This is a genomic window from Psychrobacter sp. GW64-MNA-CIBAN-0177, from assembly GCF_040309585.1.
GTDB lineage: Bacteria > Pseudomonadota > Gammaproteobacteria > Pseudomonadales > Moraxellaceae > Psychrobacter > Psychrobacter okhotskensis.
The window spans coordinates 23725-45836 of sequence record NZ_JBEOOY010000023.1 but is presented as its reverse complement, the minus strand read 5'-3'; the positions used below and the strand labels follow the sequence as shown (position 1 = coordinate 45836).

At 44.7% G+C, this 22112-nt stretch carries 18 protein-coding genes and 1 pseudogene; 4 read left to right on the top strand and 15 right to left on the bottom strand.

Going from position 1 to position 22112, the window contains the following annotated elements:
* Positions 1–37: 37 nt before the first annotated feature.
* The 8 genes and pseudogenes from AAEY79_RS12255 to nfsB all read right to left on the bottom strand — a co-directional run bounded on the left by AAEY79_RS12255 (position 38) and on the right by nfsB (position 9083).
* Positions 38–859 (bottom strand): hypothetical protein, encoded by an 822-nt coding sequence (locus AAEY79_RS12255; protein WP_352288523.1) that lies wholly within the window; start codon positions 857–859, stop codon positions 38–40.
* A 105-nt stretch (positions 860–964) separates the two neighbouring features.
* Positions 965–1520, bottom strand: a pseudogene (locus AAEY79_RS12250) (GNAT family N-acetyltransferase).
* Between the two features lie 34 nt (positions 1521–1554).
* Positions 1555–2304 (bottom strand): nucleotidyltransferase family protein, encoded by a 750-nt coding sequence (locus AAEY79_RS12245; protein WP_025650762.1) that lies wholly within the window; start codon positions 2302–2304, stop codon positions 1555–1557.
* Entirely contained in the window at positions 2301–3659 is a 1359-nt protein-coding gene (locus AAEY79_RS12240) for an XdhC/CoxI family protein (protein ID WP_352288520.1), read from the bottom strand. The genes AAEY79_RS12245 and AAEY79_RS12240 overlap by 4 nt, the downstream gene beginning before the upstream one ends.
* Positions 3660–3783: 124 nt before the next feature.
* Entirely contained in the window at positions 3784–6207 is a 2424-nt protein-coding gene (locus tag AAEY79_RS12235; RefSeq protein ID WP_350588224.1) for a xanthine dehydrogenase family protein molybdopterin-binding subunit, read from the bottom strand.
* Positions 6208–6209: 2 nt separating this feature from the next.
* Positions 6210–7202 (bottom strand): xanthine dehydrogenase family protein subunit M, encoded by a 993-nt coding sequence (locus tag AAEY79_RS12230; RefSeq protein ID WP_201571084.1) that lies wholly within the window; start codon positions 7200–7202, stop codon positions 6210–6212.
* Complete coding sequence (locus AAEY79_RS12225) at positions 7199–7855, bottom strand: 2Fe-2S iron-sulfur cluster-binding protein (RefSeq protein ID WP_025650766.1); 657 nt, start codon at positions 7853–7855, stop codon at positions 7199–7201. Before AAEY79_RS12225 ends, AAEY79_RS12230 begins: the two co-directional genes overlap by 4 nt.
* A gap of 571 nt (positions 7856–8426) precedes the next feature.
* Entirely contained in the window at positions 8427–9083 is a 657-nt protein-coding gene (gene nfsB / locus AAEY79_RS12220) for an oxygen-insensitive NAD(P)H nitroreductase (RefSeq protein WP_101212500.1), read from the bottom strand.
* Between the two features lie 396 nt (positions 9084–9479).
* Between nfsB and AAEY79_RS12215 the strand changes: the two genes are divergently transcribed.
* Positions 9480–10133: a DsbA family protein gene (locus tag AAEY79_RS12215; protein ID WP_101212498.1), complete on the top strand. Its 654-nt coding sequence runs from the start codon at positions 9480–9482 to the stop codon at positions 10131–10133.
* Positions 10134–10203: 70 nt separating this feature from the next.
* A complete protein-coding gene (locus tag AAEY79_RS12210; RefSeq protein ID WP_025650770.1) occupies positions 10204–10899 on the top strand; it encodes a haloacid dehalogenase type II in 696 nt (231 codons plus the stop codon).
* 177 nt (positions 10900–11076) lie between these two features.
* Here AAEY79_RS12210 and AAEY79_RS12205 read toward each other — a convergent pair whose 3' ends face one another.
* Entirely contained in the window at positions 11077–12201 is a 1125-nt protein-coding gene (locus AAEY79_RS12205) for an S-(hydroxymethyl)glutathione dehydrogenase/class III alcohol dehydrogenase (RefSeq protein WP_350588225.1), read from the bottom strand.
* A gap of 196 nt (positions 12202–12397) precedes the next feature.
* On the opposite strand from AAEY79_RS12205, the gene AAEY79_RS12200 reads away from it, so the two are divergent.
* Together AAEY79_RS12200 and AAEY79_RS12195 are read left to right on the top strand one after the other, a co-directional pair.
* Positions 12398–13306 (top strand): LysR family transcriptional regulator, encoded by a 909-nt coding sequence (locus tag AAEY79_RS12200; protein WP_350588227.1) that lies wholly within the window; start codon positions 12398–12400, stop codon positions 13304–13306.
* A gap of 186 nt (positions 13307–13492) precedes the next feature.
* Positions 13493–14011 (top strand): DUF302 domain-containing protein, encoded by a 519-nt coding sequence (locus AAEY79_RS12195; protein ID WP_350588228.1) that lies wholly within the window; start codon positions 13493–13495, stop codon positions 14009–14011.
* A gap of 83 nt (positions 14012–14094) precedes the next feature.
* Here the strand turns inward: AAEY79_RS12195 and AAEY79_RS12190 are convergent, their stop codons facing one another.
* The 6 genes from AAEY79_RS12190 to AAEY79_RS12165 form a co-directional block, all read right to left on the bottom strand.
* Positions 14095–14382, bottom strand: coding sequence for a DUF4031 domain-containing protein (locus AAEY79_RS12190; protein WP_025650774.1), 288 nt, complete (start codon positions 14380–14382; stop codon positions 14095–14097).
* Positions 14383–14450: 68 nt separating this feature from the next.
* Positions 14451–16727 (bottom strand): DUF3488 and transglutaminase-like domain-containing protein, encoded by a 2277-nt coding sequence (locus AAEY79_RS12185; RefSeq protein WP_352288513.1) that lies wholly within the window; start codon positions 16725–16727, stop codon positions 14451–14453.
* Positions 16724–17773 carry a hypothetical protein gene (locus AAEY79_RS12180; protein WP_352288510.1) on the bottom strand — a complete coding sequence of 350 codons (1050 nt, stop codon included), beginning with the start codon at positions 17771–17773 and terminating at the stop codon, positions 16724–16726. Before AAEY79_RS12180 ends, AAEY79_RS12185 begins: the two co-directional genes overlap by 4 nt.
* 89 nt (positions 17774–17862) lie before the next feature.
* Complete coding sequence (locus AAEY79_RS12175; protein WP_037025906.1) at positions 17863–18891, bottom strand: MoxR family ATPase; 1029 nt, start codon at positions 18889–18891, stop codon at positions 17863–17865.
* A 46-nt stretch (positions 18892–18937) separates the two neighbouring features.
* Entirely contained in the window at positions 18938–19399 is a 462-nt protein-coding gene (locus AAEY79_RS12170) for a cytochrome c family protein (protein ID WP_173238876.1), read from the bottom strand.
* Positions 19400–19776: 377 nt separating this feature from the next.
* Entirely contained in the window at positions 19777–21870 is a 2094-nt protein-coding gene (locus AAEY79_RS12165; RefSeq protein WP_173238875.1) for an EAL domain-containing protein, read from the bottom strand.
* Positions 21871–22112 lie beyond the last annotated feature (242 nt).

Below are 22112 nucleotides of genomic sequence, written 5' to 3'. Positions count from 1 at the left end.
CTTTATGATTATGTTTGATGATCGTATTAGTAAGCACTTAATCTAAATGGCAGTTACACAGAATTCGGGATGGGCTCTTAGAAAGATCAAAGTTTTGATGAATAGATTCATAGAAAGAATATCCAGCTATCCCAATAATGATTGCCATACAAACCAGTGAACCCGCTCTTAACCACTCGGCAGCTATTTTTTCCTGTTTTGCGCTATCAGCATATTCTGAAACAATAACTCTGCTTGCCGCATTACCTAGAAGAGTATCTAACTGATCGTTTTTATCATTAATAGCTTTTAACTCTTCTTCATATGCTAGCGATATGGCACTAATTTTACTTTTGTATGTCTCTTCTAATGACTCTATTTCTTTCGTTAAAATATTAGCCTTAACTTCACTTTCATCAAGTGATTTTTTTACTTTACGATTTAACTGTTCAAGTTTTTCATTCGTATCTTTTAATTGTTTCTTAAAAGATCTATAGTCTTGCATGTCGCTTGAGACATTTGAACGTGCCTTATCTGTTAAAGGAACTGTCAAAATTGGTGAACTTTCTATCTTTCCACGAAGAAAACTAGCACGTTCCGATAAATTTTTACTGTATTTTTTTGTTTGCTCATCTATATCGTTAACAAACATATTAATTGTACTTGCGTTCGAACAAACACTTAAAGCAGCTTCCGCAATTTTCTCTGCACTGCCTTTTTCCAGAGCAACCATGTAACTTTCATAAGCGCTTATAAAATAATCAATACGATCTCTAGTGCTTTTAGATACTGGATTTTCACCAATGCTATCTCGAAATTTATTAAATAGCTCTAAGATATCTGCTATACCCTTTTCGAACTCTAACAGCATATCTTCCATAATGTTCTCGGTCTGTATACATAAATCGATAATTATATATTAAATTTAAGAGTATGAGATTTAATTGTTCAACTAGGTCGCTATCCCAACTAAGTAAATATCTACTTAAGCAAGCTGCCACTCTTGACGCGTAATCTTGTACAGCACATGCTCAGCCAGTCGATGATCAGCATCGAGCATCGGATGAGAGAAGTTGTCCTGCGTATCAGTCATACCAATACGCTGCATAAGCTTTTGCGAGCGCTTATTTATAACGGCAGTAAAGGCAATTACTTCGCTAAGTTCTAAAACATCAAAGGCATAGCGCAAAGCAGCCTGCGCGGCCTCGGTCGCATACCCTAATCCCCCAATAATCATTGTGCAATCGCCAACCAATCTCAACAGCAGGAGAAAACGGCATATCAGCATGCGCGTCATTTAAACCAACCATACCGATAAAGTCATCGCTTTTGTTTGAGCCGCCTTTGCGACTCACCGCCCAAAACCCCCACCCATTATCCTCAATCAGCGTTTGGCACTTTTTGGCGATAGTATTACTCATGGAAGTGGTTAATAACTTGGGAAAGTATTCCATCACTTTAGAATTAGCATTCATCTCAGCGAATGGCGCAAAGTCGCTCGCTTGCCACTGTCTTAAGTACAGTCGTTCGGTTTCTATCATGCTTGTCATGTCGGTCGCTTAATACTTATTATCGCTAGGATTTCTTATCCAGCCAGCCTTGTTGTCTAGCATAGGTTAGGTGTTCGGGCGTATCAATATCATAGGTAAGATTATCGTTGATCACTGTACCTATTTGATCGGCTGGTAACCCTCTAATCAAATGCCTTAACCCTTTATCTCCTGCTAACATTGCCTGCCATTGTCTAAGCAGTTTATAGTTAATGACTAAAGGTAGACCAATGATATTGCTTGTGGATTTATTGGTGGCAGAGTTATTATTAAGTTCTGCTTCACCTAAATTTTGGCAGTTGTGCCAACTATAATAGCGACTTGCCACTACAGACTGTTCACCAGCCAGTAAAGCGGTTAAATGTGGCTCATCTAGTAGAATTTGATCAACACCCATAATGAGCACTCGCTCGATTGAATAAGCGTCAAGACTGGCAATTTCAAGACTAGCGATGGTCTCAATACCCAAACGCAAACTGTCCGCCATGCCGGTGTCAGGTTTTGAATTTAGCACCGCTTGAACCGTTGGATATTGCATAGCCAGCTCTGTAACTGCATTAGCAATTGCAGGATGCTTATCAGGAATTACAACGACGATGGATTGCGGATTGGTGCTTACTGCTAATCGGATCATGCGCACGATTAATGGCTCGCCATTTTTAACGAGTAGCTGCTTAGGTTGACCGAGTCGCTGACTGAGGCCACTTGCCAATACGATGGCCGCATGATTTTGTACTTGGCTGTCAGTGTCTTTTATAGGCGTACCGCTACTCATATAAGACTTGCCACAATATCAGCGTCCATATCATCACCGCTTGCTGCTAAATTCGAGATTTCACTGCGAGAACCCTCTACTGATACAGTTTGATCGTGCATGACTGCATTTATCTGTGCCATGATACCAAGTGCGAGTGACTCTGGACCATCTCCGCCCAGCTTATAGCCAATCGGATAATGTAATTTACGGATACCATCACCCAAAACAGTAGGATTCGCTATGTTGGCGCTGATTTCATTGATTAAGCGTTCAGTACGATAGCGCGGCCCCAACTGACCTAGATATCTATAGTTTTGCGCATGTGCTAGCAATATCGCCAAGCGAGCGCGGTCTTGAGTCAAGCTATGTGACATCAGTGCCACAGCAGCGTTATGACTGAGCTTTAGCAAAGTATCCGTATCTTCCAACGATAACGGCAGCACTTCATCTGCTTGCGGGAAACGTATACGTGTGGCGTATTGCGCGCGACTATCTACAACGGTGACATGCCAATCTTGCAATTTTGCCATGGTGACCAGCGGCATGACATCATTGCCTGCACCGCAAATCAGCAGACGGATTTGTGGCTCTAATCTTTGTACCAGCCACTCTGTTGTTAAATTAACGTTGTCATAATGGTCATCATCTTTCACAACAACGTATTCGGTCTTTTTATTACCAAGCTCATGTTGAGCTAGGTTTTCGACCGTATTGAAAAGAGTATTTGAAACATCAAACCCGGCTTGATTTAAGCTGTTACTAGTGCCAATACCATTAGCGCCTATAGTCGTAATTTGTTCTGACTCGGTATAATTATCCAAATTAATGCGCATACCGATTTGCAGTTCAGGATTTGAGTTTTGGCGACTAGCAGAGCGAATTAATGTGGCTATCGTGACGGGTTGCTGCGTACCTCGAACTTGACCAATAACATTCAAAAGCGCCGTCGCTGTCGTTAAGCGCTCAAACAAAACATGTACCCGTCCATTACATCCTAAGCCAAAATTCAACTCGTCTAAATCAAGGTCTGGTTCATCATAGAAATCAACATTTAAAAAATCATTTTCGGACGTCTCTTCTTTAGCAGCTGCTTTCGCTTCGCCATTTTTGGTGTATTCAATATCATCGCCCGTTTGATAAACTTGTACGCTTGCGCCATTACGAGTAAGCCAAAAGGCACGTTTGATAATATGCGGCTCAAGGCAGCCACCACTTATCATTCCGACCGAGCGTCCATCTGCGCATATAAGCATCATCGCGCCAGCACGACGGTACGCTGAGCCTTCTGTATGAACGACAGTAGCCAATACAGCATCAACACCTTGCTGCTGAGCCTCGCTTGCCAGCTTCAGAATGTCAGCGACTTGATTCATAATGCCTCTTATTTAATAATTGTTTTTTGTTAGTGAATTTTTTGCTAGTAATAAAATATACTACCGACTCAGTTACAAAAACCCGCTCAGTAAGCGGGTTCTTGTCATACATAAGCTGATAAAACTACTCTGGCATCTCATAAAGCAGCTTGTCGAGGGTAATCGGGAAGTCATAAACACGCACACCGACCGCATTATAGATAGCATTGGCAATCGCGGCAGCAGCACCTGCAATAGCCGTCTCACCGATACCTTTGATGTGCATTGGATTGGTATAAGGATCATCTTCTTCTACCAATATGACATCTAACTGCGGTACGTCCGCATTAACTGGCACATGATACTCGGCAAGGTCATGGTTACAGAGACGACCGTCACGTTTGTCATGAATCACTTCTTCCATCAACGCTGAGCCAATACCGAACACCATACCGCCATAGCATTGCGACGTTGCAGTTTTGTGGTTCAGAATACGACCAGCGGCAAATGCACCTGTCATACGTTTCACCCGAATCTCACCAGTGACTTTATGAACCGCCACTTCAGCGAAGTTCGCGCCAAAAGAGGCTTGGCGATGGCTCTTACCGTTCTTACCCGGTTTTATCTGGCCTTTAGCAGTGATTTTTTGCTCATCATAGTCAGCGACCACATCCGCAAGCGCATAAGACTCTGTATTATCAAAATCATACTCTTGTGATGCTGACTGTCCTGATAGCGAAAGCCCTGTGGTTTGCGATAGCTTATCAATAGTGCTGTCAGCAAATGATTGGCCGCTCTTTTTGGCAGCCTCCATTGCCGTTAAAGCATGCTCGCCTGTTTTCTTGATTTGACCATTGTCTAACTGAATGTTGTCAGGATACAGACCAACTTTTTCTGCTAGCATTTCACGCAGCTGCTCACAAGCAAGATAGACACCACTACCCGCACTCGCAGCACCCCAACTGCCACCTGAGCCTGATGCTGGTGGCAATGCACTGTCACCTAGTTTCATCTCAACATGGTCGATAGGCAGTCCTAACAGGTCTGCCGCTACCTGAGAAAACACCGTATAAGACCCTGTACCGATGTCTGTCATGTCTGTCTCGATAACTGCTTTGATACCAAGTGCTTTTGACTCATCTACCTGTAGGGTTGCACGTGCTTCAGATGGCTGTAATTGGTTACCACGGGCAGCCGCCGCCATGCCTGTACCTATCCACCAGTCACCTTCTAATTGACTGGCAGGCTTGGGATTATGCTTATCCCAACCAAACTGTTCAGCGCCCTTCTCCATACAAGCGACTAGCTGACGGGTGGAGAAAGGAATCTCTTCGGTAGGGTCCTCTTCAGGCTCATTACGGCGGCGCAGCTCGATTGGATCAATGTCCAGCTGTGAGGCTAGCTCGTCCATGGCACATTCAACCGCAATCAAACCCACCGCCTCACCCGGCGCACGCATCGAGCCTGATAATACTTGATTCATATCTACCATCTGATAATGTACACGGCGGTTTTCACCACGGTATAGATAATGGGTAGATAATGCCGTCGGCTCAAAAAAAGCTTCTCCTGGCAAATTACTGGTCGTAGTATCATGAATAAATGTGTTGATAATACCTTCTTTATTACAACCAATAGCGATACGCTGACGCGTGTTTGAGCGTCTGACCGTTGCTTCCATCACTTGTGAACGCGTCATAGTGATTAGCACAGGACGACCCAGATCTTTCGCAGCAATCGCCGCTGCAATAGATTCAGGAGCAATACCGAGCTTACTACCGAACCCACCACCCACATAGTGTGCGATCAGTTGTACTTGATCTTTATTTAGGTCCAGAGCATCCATGACTTGCTGTTTGCAAGAAGCGATCATCTGATTGGAAGTATACAAAACGAGCTTATCGCCTTCCCAATGAGCCAACGTTGTATGGGGCTCCATCGGAGAGTTGCTTTGACTTGGGGTATGATAAAAGCGATCAACGGTCACTGCCGCATCAGCTAAGCCTTGGTCTGGATCGCCTTGGACATTATTTTTATCAGAGCCTTTTTCTTCATCTACCGCATGTGCGTTAGAGAGCTCTTGAGTAAAGTTTAATGCCGCTTGGTCAGTCTCATCCTTATAAGTCACTTTCAGCGCTTTAGCGCCTTCTGTTGCGGCCTCAAAAGTTTCGGCGATTACAACAGCTATGGGCTGACCATGATAAAACACTTCACTCACACCTTGAGTTGGTGCTTTTGTTGCCCCGCCCTGTTGCGAATTACGTAAGAAGTGCTCAGGATCGGTCACCACTTTGATGATACCGGGAATATCATCTACAGAGCTACTGTCGATACTATCTACTTTGCCCTTGGCAATAGTTGCCCCAACCAAGACGCCATAGACTTGGTTTTCTAGATGAATCTCTGCTGAATAAGGCGCTTGACCACTGACCTTTAATGAGCCATCAACACGGTTGATTGGCTTACCAACTAGCTTGCTTGCCGTTGTACTAAATAGCGTTTCAACAGGCTCATCCATGGTCAGTTTTTTGGTTGGTTCTGACTGTGTGATTGATTCTAATAGTGCCATGATTATGCTCCCTCGCCCGCTAATGCGCGCTGAATAACTTGTTTTAGTAGGCGACGCGTCAACGGTATTTTAAAGTCGTTCTGACCATTACCTTTGGCATCATGCAATAATAGATCAGCGGCCTGCGTGATAACGTCGCTATTGCCATCGGTATCCGTTAATAGTGCCTCAACCTCTTCATTACGCCATGGCTTGGTACCGATGCCGCCGAACGCCAATCGTACTGTCTTTAGGTTGCCATTGTCGTCAGCATCGATGACTGCGGCACAAGATACCAGTGCAAAGGCGTAAGAAGCGCGATCACGCACTTTGTCATAGGTATGCATGCCCTTAATAGGGGCAGGTAATACAACATGAGTAATCAGCTCGCCTGCTTCTAGCACATTTTCGATATGCGGCGTGTCTTTTGGCAAACAATAAAAATCTTTGACATCGATAGCGCGAGTCGAGCCATCTGCTTTAACTGTCTCTATCGTGGCATCCAGTAAGCGCATTGCCACTGCCATATCGGATGGGTGCTGAGCAATACATGAATCACTGGTACCTAAGACAGCTAGGGTACGGTTCTCCCCGTTGATAGCAGGACATCCTGTGCCCGGTTCACGTTTATTACAAGCGCTGTCTGTTTGATAAAAATAATAGCAACGAGTACGCTGTAAAAAGTTGCCGCCCGTTGTCGCTCTGTTACGTAGCTGACCAGTCGCTCCTGCCAAGATAGCTCGGGACAATACTGGATAGTTTGCAATCACCTCAGGATGCGCGGCCAAATCGCTATTGGTCACAAGCGTACCAATACGTAAACCACCATCGGCAGTCGTTTCTACTTGCTCTAATTCTAAACGAGTGATATCGACCAGTTTGATTGGGGTTTCGATCTCTAGTTTCATGAGATCTAATAAGTTGGTACCACCTGCGATAAAAGAAGCGTCTTTGCCGCTAGCAGAGGTTGCGGCTTGCTTAGGTGCATCAGCGCGGCTATATTCAAAACGTTTCATGAGTGGTCTCCTGCCTTGCCTGTTATTGTTTTGTTATTCGCTGAGGCTTTATGGAACTGAGCCTCGCTTGACGGCGGTGACCAAATACCTGTTACGCTTGAATTTTGTGTAGAGGTGTCATTGGTCTGGGCAGCAGACTCTGACATCTCATTTTCAAGTACTTGTGAGATGGCTTTGATGATATTGGGATAAGCGGAGCAGCGACAGACATTACCACTCATGCGCTCAGCGATTTCTTGTACCAGAAGGCTATCAGGATGTTGTAAGTCTGTGCTCACATGGCTTGGCCAATTTTGTTTTACTTCTTCTATTAAGGCAGTCGCTGAACAAATTTGACCTGGGGTGCAATATCCGCACTGAAAGGCATCGTTATCTTTAAAGGCTTGTTGCAGCGCCGATAGTGAATCCGGCATACCGATGCCTTCGATGGTCGTAATCTCATCACCATCATGCATGATAGCAAGTGTGAGACAAGAGTTGACTCGGCGACCATTGATGAGCATGGTACAAGCGCCGCATTGGCCGTGGTCGCAGCCTTTTTTGGGTCCAGTAATTTGTAAATGTTGACGACAGACGTCGAGCAGTGTCGTACGGGCGTCAAGATTCTCGAGCTGATAATCCTGCTTATTGATTGTTAACGTCAAGGTAGACATGCTGGCTTCTCGCTGGCAGATGAATATAATGGGTGAAAAAAGCGCCTTATAGCTACGGCGGCAATAAATCCATTATGGCGTACCAAAAAACTTGTTTTGTTTTTATTTTGTAGTTGTTGCAGTATAGTTTTTAATCCGAGGCAGTACCTAAAAGTGTGTACTACCAATCGCTGTAAGCTAACTGATAATCATTTACCTCAATCAGCCTAACCATCTGCTGCTAGCTAGTATTAATTGGTTTTAATTTATCAGCACTCAAATTCAGGCCATATGATTTAGCAATATATAGTGAATTCAGTATAAAAACGATACAGTGGGACTGGGATAAATTTTTCGCAGCCTCTGTCTGCGTAGGTACAGCACACAAGGAAAATTTAGACCAGTTCCACCTTGATATATAATGTATCTGTTTTATTTAGGATTGACTATATTATGTGAAGTGGGCAATCTATTTTTTAGAAAAAGGTAGTATATTAAATAGACTTCAATAAAGAAAAGCCCCACAAACGAAAGTTTATAGGACTATTATGAGGCTACTTTAGAATGATCATTTCAAATCAAACACCTAAAACTAGGCTTTAGTGATGATTGTTTCTTCGTCAAATCGAGACTTAGGCAGATCAGCATTAAAATCATCTTCACTACGATAGCCAAGAGAAACCATTGCGACCGCTGTATAGCCCTTACTACGTAAATCAAACTCTTCATCAAGCGCTTTTAAATCTGCGCCTTCCATCGGCACAGCATCAATACCCAAAGTAGCAGCGCCTAGTAGTAATGCACCCATATTGAGATACAACTGCTCTATCAACCAATGCGGCTCGTCTTTTTGCTCATAACGACGAATGTCCAAGAACATTTTACGCGTTTGATGCATTTGCTCTTTGAGTTTTGGTTCTGCAAAGCGACCATCAGCATCTTCTTTATCGAGCAAGCCTTCTAAAAACTCGTCATCGGCATAGACACGGCTACAGAATACGATGACATGCGAGGCATCTTTTACTTTGGCATCATTGAATTCATACATGCCCTCAGTGCCTTTTGCAATTCGAGCTTTACCCGCTTCGTCATCAGCAATCACAAAATGCCAAGGCTGAATATTGGTGCTCGACGGACTGAGACGTAAGATATCTTTTAGACTCTGAAAGTCTTCTGCTGATATTTTTTTGTTGGTATCAAACTCTTTGGTGCTGTAACGCCATTTCATTGCTTCAGTGATATTTTTCATATATGACACCATAGTGAGTGTTAAGTTTTTATTGTTTATTGAATTATTATTAGCGTTATTTATAAATAATCATCGCTAATTTCAATGGAGCAACTTTAAATAAAAACCTGTTTTGTGACCACGGCAGATTGGTTAAGTAGTCATGGGTTTTGTTATCAGTGCGTCAGTTGTTAGACCGTTTTTGCAAAAATTTCGGCTATCCTACTGATAATAGTTACAATTGAGCTACCTAAGTGATAACGCAGACTGTGCAGACTACATTGTAATCGCTCCCTCATTCTCTTAATATTGACTGAGTGATATTATCCAAAGCTGATTCAACCAAGTCGCTTTGGCTGATATGTCTAGCTATAAAATACCGTCATAAAAAATAAACAATAATGCTTGCGAGGATATATGAGCACATCAGAAAAACCACTCCGAATAGACATCGTCTCAGACGTTGTATGCCCTTGGTGCGTCATTGGTTACCGCCAGCTGGCAGAAGCGCTCAAGCAAACCAACACCGAACATGAGATTCGCTGGCATCCGTTTGAGCTTAATCCAAATATGCCCAGCGAAGGACAAAATATGCGTGAACATATTATGGAAAAGTATGGTTCGAGTAAGCAAGAATCTGATGCTAGCCGTGCTCGATTAATAGAAGCTGGTCGTGAGGTCGGCTTTGAATTTAACTTTAACGATGACACACGTATGCATAATACCTTTAATCTGCATCAGCTCTTGCACTGGGCAGATCAGCAAGGCTGTATGCACGACTTAAAGCAAGCGTTGTTCGCCGCACACTTTACCCATGGTCGCAATATTTCTGACAATGCCGTGCTCGCCGATATCGCTGCAGAGACCGGCTTGGATCGTAATGAAGCACTAGCCGTGTTAGACGACCAGCGTTTTGCTAAAGCAGTAAGAGAGGCTGAGCAACATTGGCAGCAGCAAGGCATTCAAAGCGTGCCGGCGGTAATTTTTAATGAACGTCATTTGGTTAGCGGTGCGCAAGGTGTAGAGAATTTCACGAATATTTTGCAGCAATTAGCTGACATGCCAGACTAGCTTTGTTGATAGTATTTCCTGACTAGCTTTGTTAACAAAATTTCGTTCGCTACTCATAAAAGGATCTTTTATGTCCTCTAATAAATCAGCCTCGATTATCGTGTTTGATGTCAATGAGACGCTACTCGACATCGCCACTCTTGAGCCATTGTTTGCCCGACTGTTCGGTGATAAGCAGATACTCAGAGAGTGGTTTGCCCAATTGGTGCTTTACTCACAAACCATGACTTTATCAGGACTCTATACGCCTTTTGGTGGGCTTGGCGTCGGTGCGTTGCAGATGACCGCTGATATCCATGAAATCACGCTAACAGGTGACGATATCGATGAGTTAAAAGAACGCATGAGCGAAATGCCTGCTCATCCTGATGCAATACCGGCATTAACCAAACTACGTGACGCAGGGTTTCGACTGGTAACGTTAACCAACTCAGCGAGCAGCCCGTCCCCTACGCCACTTGAAAAGGCAGGGTTGAGTGAGTTTTTTGAGCAGTCTTTTAGCGTTGAGAAGGTTGCAAAATTCAAGCCTGCGCCTGAGACTTATCAAATGATCACTAAAGAGCTGGCTGTTGAAATGTCAGATTTGTGCCTTGTCGCTTGTCATCTTTGGGATACGATTGGCGCGCAAGCGGCTGGCTGTCAAGGAGCGTTTCTTAAACGTCCTTATAACGCTATGTTGCCCGCCTCCAATGTGCCAACACCGGACTTTGTGGCCTCAGATCTTGTCACACTTGCTGAGCAGATCATTCTTGATACTCAAGGCTAACCGTTATTTATAAGCCTATCGTCAACATATCCTAAAAATGCTACGATGTTGCTGATATATCGATATTACTTTTCACTGACTATATTTTTAATGCTAAAAAAATGCCGCCCTTATATAGGGACGGCATTTTTGGTTTTTCTATCTTATAAAACTAGGGCGTGTCTTCAAGATTATCTCTTAAAAATGAATCACCGTACGAATACTCTCACCTTTATGCATCAGATCAAAGGCTTCGTTGATATCTTCTAATGGCATCGTATGAGTGATAAAGTCATTTAATGGGATGTCACCTTGCATATAACGATCGACGTAGCCTGGCAATTCGCTGCGACCTTTGACCCCGCCAAATGCTGAGCCTTTCCAGACGCGGCCCGTCACTAGCTGGAATGGACGGGTTGAGATTTCTTTGCCTGCACCAGCGACACCGATGATGACCGACTCGCCCCAACCTTTATGGCAGCACTCAAGCGCTGAACGCATCACATCGACATTACCAATACATTCAAAAGAATAGTCTACGCCGCCATCAGTCATCTCAACGATGACCTCCTGAATAGGCTTGTCATAGTCTTTAGAATTGATGCAATCAGTCGCGCCAAGCTTCTTAGCCAACTCAAATTTATCTTCGTTAATATCAATACCGATAATACGACTGGCTTTTGCCATTTTTGCACCAATGATGGCGGCAAGGCCAATACCACCAAGACCGAAAACAGCAACGGTAGAACCTTCTTCAACCTTAGCGGTATTCATAACCGCGCCCATGCCGGTGGTCACGCCACAACCTAGCAAACAAACTTTTTCTAATGGGGCGTCTTTGTCCACTTTGGCCAACGAAATCTCTGGCAAGACGGTATATTCAGAGAAAGTTGAGCAACCCATGTAATGATAAATTGGCTCACCGTCTTTATAAAAACGCGTGGTGCCGTCTGGCATTAAGCCTTTACCTTGAGTCTCGCGTACGGCTGAGCATAGGTTGGTTTTACCTGAAGTACAGAATTTACAAACGCCACACTCTGCGGTATATAAAGGAATAACGTGATCGCCGACTTGAACGCTGGTCACGCCTTCGCCGATTTGCTCAACGATACCGCCGCCTTCATGACCTAAGATAGCTGGGAATACGCCTTCTGGATCTTCACCAGATAAAGTAAACGCATCAGTGTGGCAGACGCCACTGGCGATGATTTTTACCAATACTTCGCCCTTGCGCGGCAGCATGACATCCACTTCTTCAACAGATAGTGGTTGGTTCGGGCCCCAAGCAATGGCGGCTTTCGATTTAATAAATTTATCTGACATAGTTGTCTCTCTTTTTAATTAGTTTTATCGATTATTGAGCACAGACCTATTCATCTTATAGTGCTGACTTAGTAGAGGCAAGCGACAGTTGTACCAGTCTGTGAAGCATTAAACTTTATACTGACCATTATAGTCGTTTCTGCCATGATAACAATGTGCTATATTTACAAATATCTTTTACACAGTGGTAATAATCATGCGCTGGGATGGTATTAGCGAGTTCGTCTATGTGGCGGAGTATGAGAGCTTCACACGTGCTGCCAAAGAATTGGGCATCTCAACCGCGCAAGTCAGTCGGCAGATAAGCGCTTTAGAGAAACGTCTCAATATTAAATTGCTATATCGTACAACTCGTAAGGTAACACTGACTGAAGAAGGCCGCGTGTTTTATCAGCATTGCCGCAGTGTACTCGATGGCTTGGATGCCGCTGAGCAAGCGGTGAGTAACTTACAATCAAAACCCCAAGGCAGGATTAAACTGACCGCCCCTGTCACTTATGGCGAGCAGCAATTATTGCCACTGGTCAATGATTTCATGGTGCAATATAGTGATATCGAAGTGACGGCATTTTTGAGTAATCAAAAAATTGACTTGGTTGATGGCGGCTATGACTTGGCAATTCGTATTGGCAAATTAAGCGACTCAACCATGATGGCAAAAAAACTCAGCCGTCGTACCAACTTCGTCTGTGCCGCACCCGCTTATCTTGAAAAATACGGCACGCCTCATGCTTTGTCCGAGCTAAGCCAACATAACTGCTTACTTGGCACTCGCGACTATTGGCACTTTATAGATTTTAAAAAAACAGATTCTAAAAAAACAGGTTCTGGAAAAGACGCTGATAAAGAAAAAAACCTGCGAGTGTCTGGCACTGTGCAATACAACAGTGGTCACAGCCTAGTCGATGCTGCCTTAAAAGGTCTGGGTATCGTGCAGCTACCTGATTATTATGTGCAAAAACACTTAGCATCAGGTGCGTTGGTCAGCTTACTGGATAACTATAGAGAGCCTGAAGAAAGTATCTGGGCCGTCTATCCGCACAACCGTCATTTATCGCCAAAGATTCGGTTGCTGGTAGATTATCTAGCAGAGCGTTTGGCTTAGATGATAGTTTTGGCTTAGTCATTCTTTAAGAGGTGTTGTAATACGACCCTTTACTATGCGCAGTTTATTACGCACAATGCTATGAAGTACAATGTTATGAAGCACAATGTTATGATTCACAATGAATATTTGATATTACCAACCATCACTCACTGAATAAACAACCACAATAAAAAAGGACTTTTTATGCTTAAGATTATCTCTATCGCTGCTCTAGCTTTGGCCGTATCCTCTTGCGCCAGCGTTGAAAATATTTTAAACGCGCCAGACAAGGGGCAGTCGACGCCAGAAACGATGACTGCTATCAATGCTGAAAAGGGTTTGGTGACGATGCAAAGTAATCACTCCGTTCAAGATACCACTGATAAGCTAGCGGCAATTATTGAAAGCAAAGGCATGAAAGTATTTGCGCGCGTCGATCATCAAAAAAATGCGCAAGGTGTCGATTTAACATTGAGACCGACGCAAGTGATTATGTTTGGTAATCCGAAAGCGGGTACGCCATTGATGAATTGCGAGCAAAGCGTCGCTATCGATTTGCCGCAAAAAATCCTCATCAGTGAAGATGCTGATAAAAAAGTTTGGTTGTCGTACAACAATCCTGAATATCTTAAAGACCGCCATAATATAAAAGGTTGTGATACCCAGCTCACGAATATTGCAAAAGCCCTTGATGGTGTTAGTAAAGCAGCTATTGCAAAATAACCTATAAATGAAAGTCTAAACAAATAAAAAGGTGGGATACAAAAGCATAACCCACCTTTCTCATGTTTTAGAAAATTAAATTATTAGCGATTCTCAGATTGTGCTATTTGCTCATGTAACTCTACTTTCAACTTCTTTGCACATTCAATAATTTTCTTTCGACCGGCAGGAATAGCGCCGTACTCAATTGCTGTCTCTCGCATTTGCACCGTCACATCATAGTGCGGATAACTGGCATGACGGTGGAATAAACGCTTATCCACTTCAATCAATGCCGCAAAGTCATGCAACTCTTGCAGGGTATCAGCCAGCATATGGCACCATTTATAGCCTTTAAATTCTATCTGCATAAAATCAACGTATATCGCCATAGAGTCGCCTCCTTTATTATCATTAGCTATTTTATCATATGCTAAACAACGCTTTCACAAAACAGCCATTAGAACAATTCACGTGCATCTTTCTTAAGCTGTTTCAGTACGACTTGGTATTCGCTATCATTGGTTTCAAGGCTGCTTAGGCGTCCATAACGCAGTTGACGATAGTCCTGCTTCATCTGTATTATTTTTGCTTGTACAATCTCTGAGTGACCGCTATCTGTTAGCTTACTAACTTTACCACCCGCACCGCTACTTACAGTATTGTTACGGCTATCCATGTCACTATTTATATCATTGCCTCGGTTATTAACCGCCGCTGCCAAACGCTCAAGCCAAGCCAATTGCCCTTCGTTGTTATCGCGAGCGAGCGATTTATCCGCTTTGCCAATGCGCTTTGATAATTGTGCAAGTGGTAGATCGGCTGGATGCCAACGCTTACGGCGACGTTGCCAAATGACAAAGACCAAAATCACCATGACAGTAATAGCACTTGCCGCTAGCCAAATAATTTGCTGCATGATTGCACGGATGTTAAACCATTTGAGTAACGAGTCAGCTTGCTTATCCTGATCGTAACCAACGACATCTTTTTGCCAATAGTAACTGGCTTGATCTGACAGGCGGCGTAAGGTTTGTAGCATTTGATACTGCTGATAGCTGATTTGCGCACTAGCCCCATCACCGAACATTGCTGCCCCTTGTGCCTGCGTCAGTGCATCCATACCTTGCTCGACACGCTCAGGCGCTACAAAAGCCGTCGGATCGACACGTACCCAACCTTGACCGTCAAGCCAAACCTCCGTCCAAGCGTGCGCATCCTTTTGCCGTACTTCCCAAACATTACCACCGCGGCTCAGCTCACCACCTTGATAGCCCGCCACGACGCGTGCTGGAATGCCAGCAGCGCGCATCATAAAGGTGAAGCTGGAAGAATAGTGCTCACAAAACCCCGCTTTGGTGTCAAATAAAAACTCATCAATACGGTTCTTATGCAATCGTGGCGGCGACAACGTATAACGAAAGTCCGTTTGGTTGATCCAGCGCTCAAGTGCTTGCATGTAGCGTACTGGGTCTGAGTCTGATTGAACAAACAGCTGCTGCGCCAGTGCTTTTGCTTTGGGATTGCCGTCAGCTGGCAGGGCAAGATTCAGACGGCGTGACTCATCAGAGAGAATCGTATCGATACCCATCGGGGCAAACTGTAATACCTCGTAGCGCAGCTGTTGGGTAACCGGCTGGTCTTTTAATAAAGTAAAGTTTGAAGTAATACTAATGTCTTGACGCTGAGCAAAAGGATAATCAAGGCCAAATAGCCAGTTTTGTTGCGTGGGCTCTAGAATAATCTCATAGCTGGTCGGCGCAGCTTTCACCTCATCAGGGATAGTAGCAAAGGCATTCTCAATCCAAGCAGGTATTCGCTGCGTCGGCTGCCACTGTCGTTGCTGAGGGCTAGGACGCCACGTCACCCCGTCAAAGTCGCTAAATACCAAGCCGCGCCAATATAGCTGCTGCTGTGGTGGGCGCTTATCTGCAAACTCTACCCGAAACGCCAGCTCAGTCGATTGTCCCAAATTGGCAAAATCACCGGGCGACATACTATCAGAGACACCCGTGGTTGCTTGCTGACCTGAGAGCTGCACTGACCATAGCGGTGGCAAGCGCGGAAAAAACAAAAATAGCACGACCAATAACGGTAGTGCCCCAAGACCTAATACGCCCAAAGTACGCAGACGACCATCACCACGAGTATTGCCATCGTCATTGAGCGCAATAAATGCCAATAATATGATGACCGCACCGACGATTACTTCTAACGTCGTCACGAGACCTTGATCCATCAAAAATAGCGCAGCCAGTACAAATAGCGATAAATTCAATACCACATAAGCATCACGGCGCTTATACAACTCCCATAGCTTGCTGATAAGACAGAGCACTAAAAACGCCACGCCCATATCGAGACCAAACGCTGTATTATAAGTCAGCCACAGACCTGCCAGCCCCAATAAAAAGCCGAGCATTTGCATGCTTTGATAAACACGCTTTAAATGCGCTAATTTTTTAAATCGCGCTTTTACGCGTGGCAACTGAGCCACAATACTGACCACAGCAAAGCCAATCAACCATAAAGGCAGATGTGCTGCATGCGGTAAAATGACGATGATTTGGGCAATTAAGACCCAATAATAGGCTGGCAAGGCGAGTAGCTTGCGAGTCCATTTAGCATCGCTAGCCTGCTCAGTGTGAGAAGTGATATGTTGACCCAAAGCCAATTGCTCAAAGCTTGCAGGATTGATCTCTGTCTCATTTGTAGAGGAATTTTTAAAATTGATCATGGTGCTTTCGCCAGCCTTAACAAGCATGCTCGTGCAAAGCTATCGCCTTCACCCATTGTTGCACTAGAGGATTGATCAAAGCGCATGTCATTCGGTAAGCGCATGTTAAATGGTACGCCAAGTTCACCTAATGTCATCGCCCCGTACGCCAGTTGTGCCAGCCTCTGTTCATGATGGGCTGCTGGCATATCGGCATAATCCAATGTTTGCTCATCACCGACTGGATCAGCGAAATGCTTGGTAAACATGCCTTGACCGCGCGCCACGTGACCCCAAGAAACCCGAGCCAGCGACTCACCTTCGATATAATTATCGAGCCGCTCAAAGTCATCTTGACCTTGACGATATTGCCCGCCTGTTGGCAAGTCCTCTAAACTTGCGACCGAATACTGCGTCTGCCAGTCAAAGGCTTCAGGTTTTGGATAGACCCAAGCGCTACGGGCAAAATAGACATAAGACCATGCACGCATGATCCCTAATGGATAAACGGTTTTGATGGTTAATCGTGGCAACTCAAACGCGCCACGATTATGCGTCTGCACCGGCAAACGAATAATTTGCTCATCTTGTAACCGTGTAACAAGTACAGAATGTTGACTATCCACGTGATGTTTGATTTTCTTACCAGATTTTTTATCCATCTCTTTATCAGTCTGCGCAAAGCTAAATAGCAGCTGGCGTCTTGGCTGGCGACTCTCACTACGCAGTTGCAGGGTCACCCAGACAGGCGCACCCGCTTCTGCCATGGTCACCTCTATTAGCTGTACCTTTAGACCTGAGATATGAGCAAAGGTCACATGAAAGCTGATCAGCCAGACACTGATTAGATAAAAACATAAGCCCAATACCAAGTTATTGCCATAGTTGATACCAGCGATAAAGGTAATGACCAGTAAGACAGCAAATAGCATCCCTTCACGACTAAAAAAGATATAGACGTTACGCAAATTGAGGGTGGCACTATCACTTTTGGGCGCACGCGAAGCAAACCAACGGCTTAATGCTGAAGTAGCTGGTACGGTTAAGGCTTTTGGCAAAAAGCTCATGACTACCCTATCCTTACCATAAAATGGATACTCTCATCGATAACTGAATGATCGTTTGAAAAATAAGCATGCGATTAAATAACGGACTCTTAAACAACAACCGCTACGTCTGCCAAAATGCGTTGGGCGATGGTCTGCGTCGCTTGTCCTCCCGTCACATGCGCGGGTACAAAACGCTGACCGAGACGGTGATCAGTGACGGCGGCAAACACCGCTTGAATGTCTTCAGGCGTCATCTCCATATGCCCCGATACATAGGCATAGGCTTGTGCGGCACGCTGTAGCGACAGCACGCCACGTGGTGATAAGCCATGATACTCTTGGCTTGATCGTGTTTTTGCCACCAGTCTTTGTAGATAGTCCAAGACCACATCCGCGACATATACTTGCTTGACGCCTTGCTGCGCTAACAAGACCGCCTCGGTATCAAGTACCGCAGACAACTCTTTTAGTAACTCACGGCGATCCTGACCTTTTAAAAGCTCACGCTCTGCGGCAGGTGATGGATAGCCAAGCGACAAGCATAGCAAGAATCGATCTAGCTGCGATTCAGGGAGTGGATAGACGCCTGCTTGCTGCAAAGGGTTTTGAGTTGCAATCACAAAGAACGGTTGCGGCAATGGATAGCTTTGTCCATCTTGGGTCACTTGCCGCTCTTCCATCGCCTCTAGTAGCGCACTTTGGGTCTTAGGGCTAGAGCGATTAATCTCATCAGCGAGTAACAGTTGAGTAAAGATAGGCCCTGAGCGAAACTCAAATTGCTGTTTACTTTGGTCATAGATGCTCATCCCTAGGATATCTGCTGGCAGCATATCATTGGTAAATTGCACACGGCTAAAGCTCAGACCAAGCAACTGCGCCAAGCCTTGTGCCAAAGTGGTCTTGCCCATACCCGGTATATCTTGCAACAATAGATGACCACCTGCCAATATACCGCTGAGCGCAAGCTTAACGGCTTGCGGCTTATCTAACACAATTTGATTTAATTGCGCCATAAGCTGGGCAATTTTTTGCTGATTGCGACGATAGTCGGCAGTGCTAAAGGTCGGCTTATCAGTCACCTCTGCTGCTGCTTGACGTGGTGTTGTAATGGCACTATTGATGGCTGCGTGGGTCATAGTCAATTATTGGCTCGTTTTTTGAATAGTAAGTATAAATCAGAGATTACTTTGACTCATCTGCAACTATCGGCGCGGCGGCGCGCAGCGTTGACAGATAAGCAATCACATCCGCACGCTCTTGTGCATCTGGCATCGGGTCTGATAGCATCTTTGAGTTTGGTATGGCTTTTTCCGCATCTGCAATATAAGGGTCGAGCGTTGCTGCATCCCATACCCAACCTGAGTTTTTTAGCCCGTCACTATAGGTATAATCTGCTAACTCTGCAGCGGGCGCGCCATATATATTCATCAACTGCGGGCCTTTTTTATTGAGTCCAGCATTCCTCTGATGGCATTGGCCACAAGCGTCTTGATAAATTAGAGCACCATTATCGGCATCACCTTCAGTATATATTGGCAGCGTGACAGGCGCGCGATGATCAGGTGGGATACTTTCCCCGCAGGCGGTGAGTAGCAGAACAGCGGAAAAAATACCGCTCAATATTGATGTATTGATGATAGACATTTTTGGCAATCTTTAGTTGAGGAGCGCCAGCTATGTGAGACAACAGGCATAGTGCATTGAAAAACCATGTAGAAAGCAACATCAGGCGGCACACATAGATAGCTGTTTAAAAATAGAGCGCAATTTATCGGCAGCTAAACCAATAAATCACGCTTAAGAAACGTCTAGGATTATAACTTTATAATCACACATGAGATTAGGGCGTGTCCTCATTTTAAAAATGGTCGTAAAAATGAGATAAATTGCCGTCAAATGAGAAAAATAGCGCAAATAATATCGGAATATTATTCAGCTATTTGACGATATTTGGCAAAATTTAGTCATTTTTAGCCCAGTTAGATACAAGCGCTTGAATTGAGGACACGCCCTAGGTTCTCTTATGTGCCACTAGCAACTTTCATTGTACTGCTTGGCTCTTCCAAATAATACCCTTGCAGGTAACGCGCACCCACACTCCAAGCGACAGACATGGTTGCCGCCTCTTCAATGTAAGGCATCAACACATCAATATTAACCGCATTGGTACGTACGATTAGTGATTTAACGGCTTCTAAATTATCTGCAGAGTCGATATCTTGTACATAACTGCGGGCCAAACGCACCACATCTGGCTGCACAAAGCTGGCAATCTCAATAGACTTAGTAGATGAGCCGAAGTTATTGACGCCAAGCTGACAGCTCACTTTATTAAGGGCCTCAAACTGAGATTTGGCGACTGTTAAATGATCGGCAATATCTTTTTCGTTGAACTGTAGCGTTAACACTCCTGCCGCACCGCCAACCGCATTAATCAGCTGACTGGCGACATTGGGCAGCTTTTTATCCACCAGCGAAGCACTGGTCAATTGTACCAGTAGTCGCGCCTCAGGATGGGTTTTACGTACATCGTTTATTTTTTTGCAGGCATTGATCAGCACCCAGCGATCTATTTTTTCTAACAGTTGATGCGTCTTTGCAACCGCCATAAATTGATCAGGGGTCAATACTGTATTGTCAGCATCTGCCAATGGCAAACGCAGATAGACTTCAAAAAAGTCACTACGATCATGATTGATGTCATATATCGCTTGGAATGATAGCTCAAAGCGATTATTGGCAATGGCATCGACTAAAGACTCCGCCAGCGCATGGTCATCACTATTGGCATGTTCGCTTGGATCATATAGATGATAAGTACCACCGTTATTGGAGGTCTCGGTCATAATCTGGGCGATGGCATCCATCGCTCGCTCGAGTACTATTTTAGGCTCAGCAGTATTTCTTTCGATTTTGACAATACCAATACTCGCCGTCGTGCTGGTCGTGCGCTTATCGACTTCAATAAGCATGCCACTAATCCGTAGGCCAATATGCTCCGCAAGCTTTTCGAGATCGTCGGTGGTCTGGTTTTCTACTAGTATCGTAAATGCTGTGTCACTAAAGCGGCTCACATAGCCTTCTGGCACCAGCTCATCTAAAGCATAAGCGACCTGTCTGACTGTCGTATCGACACCTTGCAAACCCAAGCTACTTCTGATCTTACCAATGTTATCGAGCTGAACATACAACAGCCCAGCAGTCAGAGTACCAGCCAACGCTTGCTGGTGTAATATCGCCAACTGCTCTTCAAAACCACGACGGTTATTGATGCCTGTCAAGCTGTCCTTACGCTCAGCTTCTGCCAAGCGCTTAGCAACCTCAGCACTATTACTGTTATTTTGTTGAATAATAATCTGGGTAACCGGCTCACTATCCAAGGTAGCTGCTGCCAGCTGTAATTTTGCCTCAAAGGTACTGCCATCCGTACGCAGACTCTCAAACTTGAACTCGACTTCGTCACGGCTCCCTTTATCAAACTGCCGCAAAAACTGCTTAAAGGCTTTGATGTTATCACCGCCTGCGATCAAGTCAATAACCGGTACGCCAATGATATCGTTCATTGAGTCAAAACCGAATAGCTGAAGATAAGGGTCATTGGCAAAGATATGAATCCCTTGATCAAGGTAGGCAACCGCACTTTTAGAGTTTTTAATCAAGATATTAGCGCGCTGCTCTGCCTCAGATAACACGTGACGCAAGGCTTTAAGCTGATGACGACTCCGCAAATTACCATGCTGTAAACAGATGGCCATCACTACCGCTGTCTCTTGGTCTGCCCTAAGCGCCTTAACCATCGTGCTATTCATGACCGCAGGCAAACCTTCCTCGTTATGGGCAGTCGCAGCCATCTCCGCACTCATCAAGCATATCATCGGCAAGTCAATGCTTTGCTCTTGTACGATACCCACAACGTCGGTAAAGCCCATATCATAGGCTTGCCCAAAGACTAAGACATCCCACGGCTGGCGTAGCGATTTGAGCAGTTCTTCCTTGTCATCCAAAAAGCCTAGGTTGACGCTGTCATAATAAGAATCTAGCAAATCCACTAGGCGCTCAGCATAGAGCTGATCGTCATCGATAACTAATAGATTTAAGACGGACTGAGTACGCATAGGAGGCCTTTTGAATCTTATGATCGTATTTATTTTTATCGCTTAACTTCGATACCTCGCCCTTTTATCAATATTTAGATAGCGCGGCAAATAGATAAGCACTATTCGGGTTCGGTTCGGGCGGTACTGACAATACTGGTTTATTGATATGATCTAGGCTGACTGGCTTAGTAGACATATCTTATCTATCAAACTTAAGTCATGGTATCCGTCATTATAGACAATAATTTGACCGACTGCAG

What these genes read in the sequence shown, in the direction of transcription:
- AAEY79_RS12185 (WP_352288513.1), bottom strand. Translation starts at nt 16,727, where the DNA reads ATGATCAATTTTAAAAATTCCTCTACAAATGAGACAGAGATCAATCCT.
- AAEY79_RS12245 (WP_025650762.1), bottom strand. Translation starts at nt 2,304, where the DNA reads ATGAGTAGCGGTACGCCTATAAAAGACACTGACAGCCAAGTACAAAAT.
- AAEY79_RS12175 (WP_037025906.1), bottom strand. Translation starts at nt 18,891, where the DNA reads ATGACCCACGCAGCCATCAATAGTGCCATTACAACACCACGTCAAGCA.
- AAEY79_RS12205 (WP_350588225.1), bottom strand. Translation starts at nt 12,201, where the DNA reads ATGTCAGATAAATTTATTAAATCGAAAGCCGCCATTGCTTGGGGCCCG.
- AAEY79_RS12210 (WP_025650770.1), top strand. Translation starts at nt 10,204, where the DNA reads ATGTCCTCTAATAAATCAGCCTCGATTATCGTGTTTGATGTCAATGAG.
- AAEY79_RS12225 (WP_025650766.1), bottom strand. Translation starts at nt 7,855, where the DNA reads ATGTCTACCTTGACGTTAACAATCAATAAGCAGGATTATCAGCTCGAG.
- AAEY79_RS12170 (WP_173238876.1), bottom strand. Translation starts at nt 19,399, where the DNA reads ATGTCTATCATCAATACATCAATATTGAGCGGTATTTTTTCCGCTGTT.
- nfsB (WP_101212500.1), bottom strand. Translation starts at nt 9,083, where the DNA reads ATGAAAAATATCACTGAAGCAATGAAATGGCGTTACAGCACCAAAGAG.
- AAEY79_RS12230 (WP_201571084.1), bottom strand. Translation starts at nt 7,202, where the DNA reads ATGAAACGTTTTGAATATAGCCGCGCTGATGCACCTAAGCAAGCCGCA.
- AAEY79_RS12235 (WP_350588224.1), bottom strand. Translation starts at nt 6,207, where the DNA reads ATGGCACTATTAGAATCAATCACACAGTCAGAACCAACCAAAAAACTG.
- AAEY79_RS12255 (WP_352288523.1), bottom strand. Translation starts at nt 859, where the DNA reads ATGGAAGATATGCTGTTAGAGTTCGAAAAGGGTATAGCAGATATCTTA.
- AAEY79_RS12200 (WP_350588227.1), top strand. Translation starts at nt 12,398, where the DNA reads ATGCGCTGGGATGGTATTAGCGAGTTCGTCTATGTGGCGGAGTATGAG.
- AAEY79_RS12165 (WP_173238875.1), bottom strand. Translation starts at nt 21,870, where the DNA reads ATGCGTACTCAGTCCGTCTTAAATCTATTAGTTATCGATGACGATCAG.
- AAEY79_RS12195 (WP_350588228.1), top strand. Translation starts at nt 13,493, where the DNA reads ATGCTTAAGATTATCTCTATCGCTGCTCTAGCTTTGGCCGTATCCTCT.
- AAEY79_RS12240 (WP_352288520.1), bottom strand. Translation starts at nt 3,659, where the DNA reads ATGAATCAAGTCGCTGACATTCTGAAGCTGGCAAGCGAGGCTCAGCAG.
- AAEY79_RS12190 (WP_025650774.1), bottom strand. Translation starts at nt 14,382, where the DNA reads ATGGCGATATACGTTGATTTTATGCAGATAGAATTTAAAGGCTATAAA.
- AAEY79_RS12180 (WP_352288510.1), bottom strand. Translation starts at nt 17,773, where the DNA reads ATGAGCTTTTTGCCAAAAGCCTTAACCGTACCAGCTACTTCAGCATTA.
- AAEY79_RS12215 (WP_101212498.1), top strand. Translation starts at nt 9,480, where the DNA reads ATGAGCACATCAGAAAAACCACTCCGAATAGACATCGTCTCAGACGTT.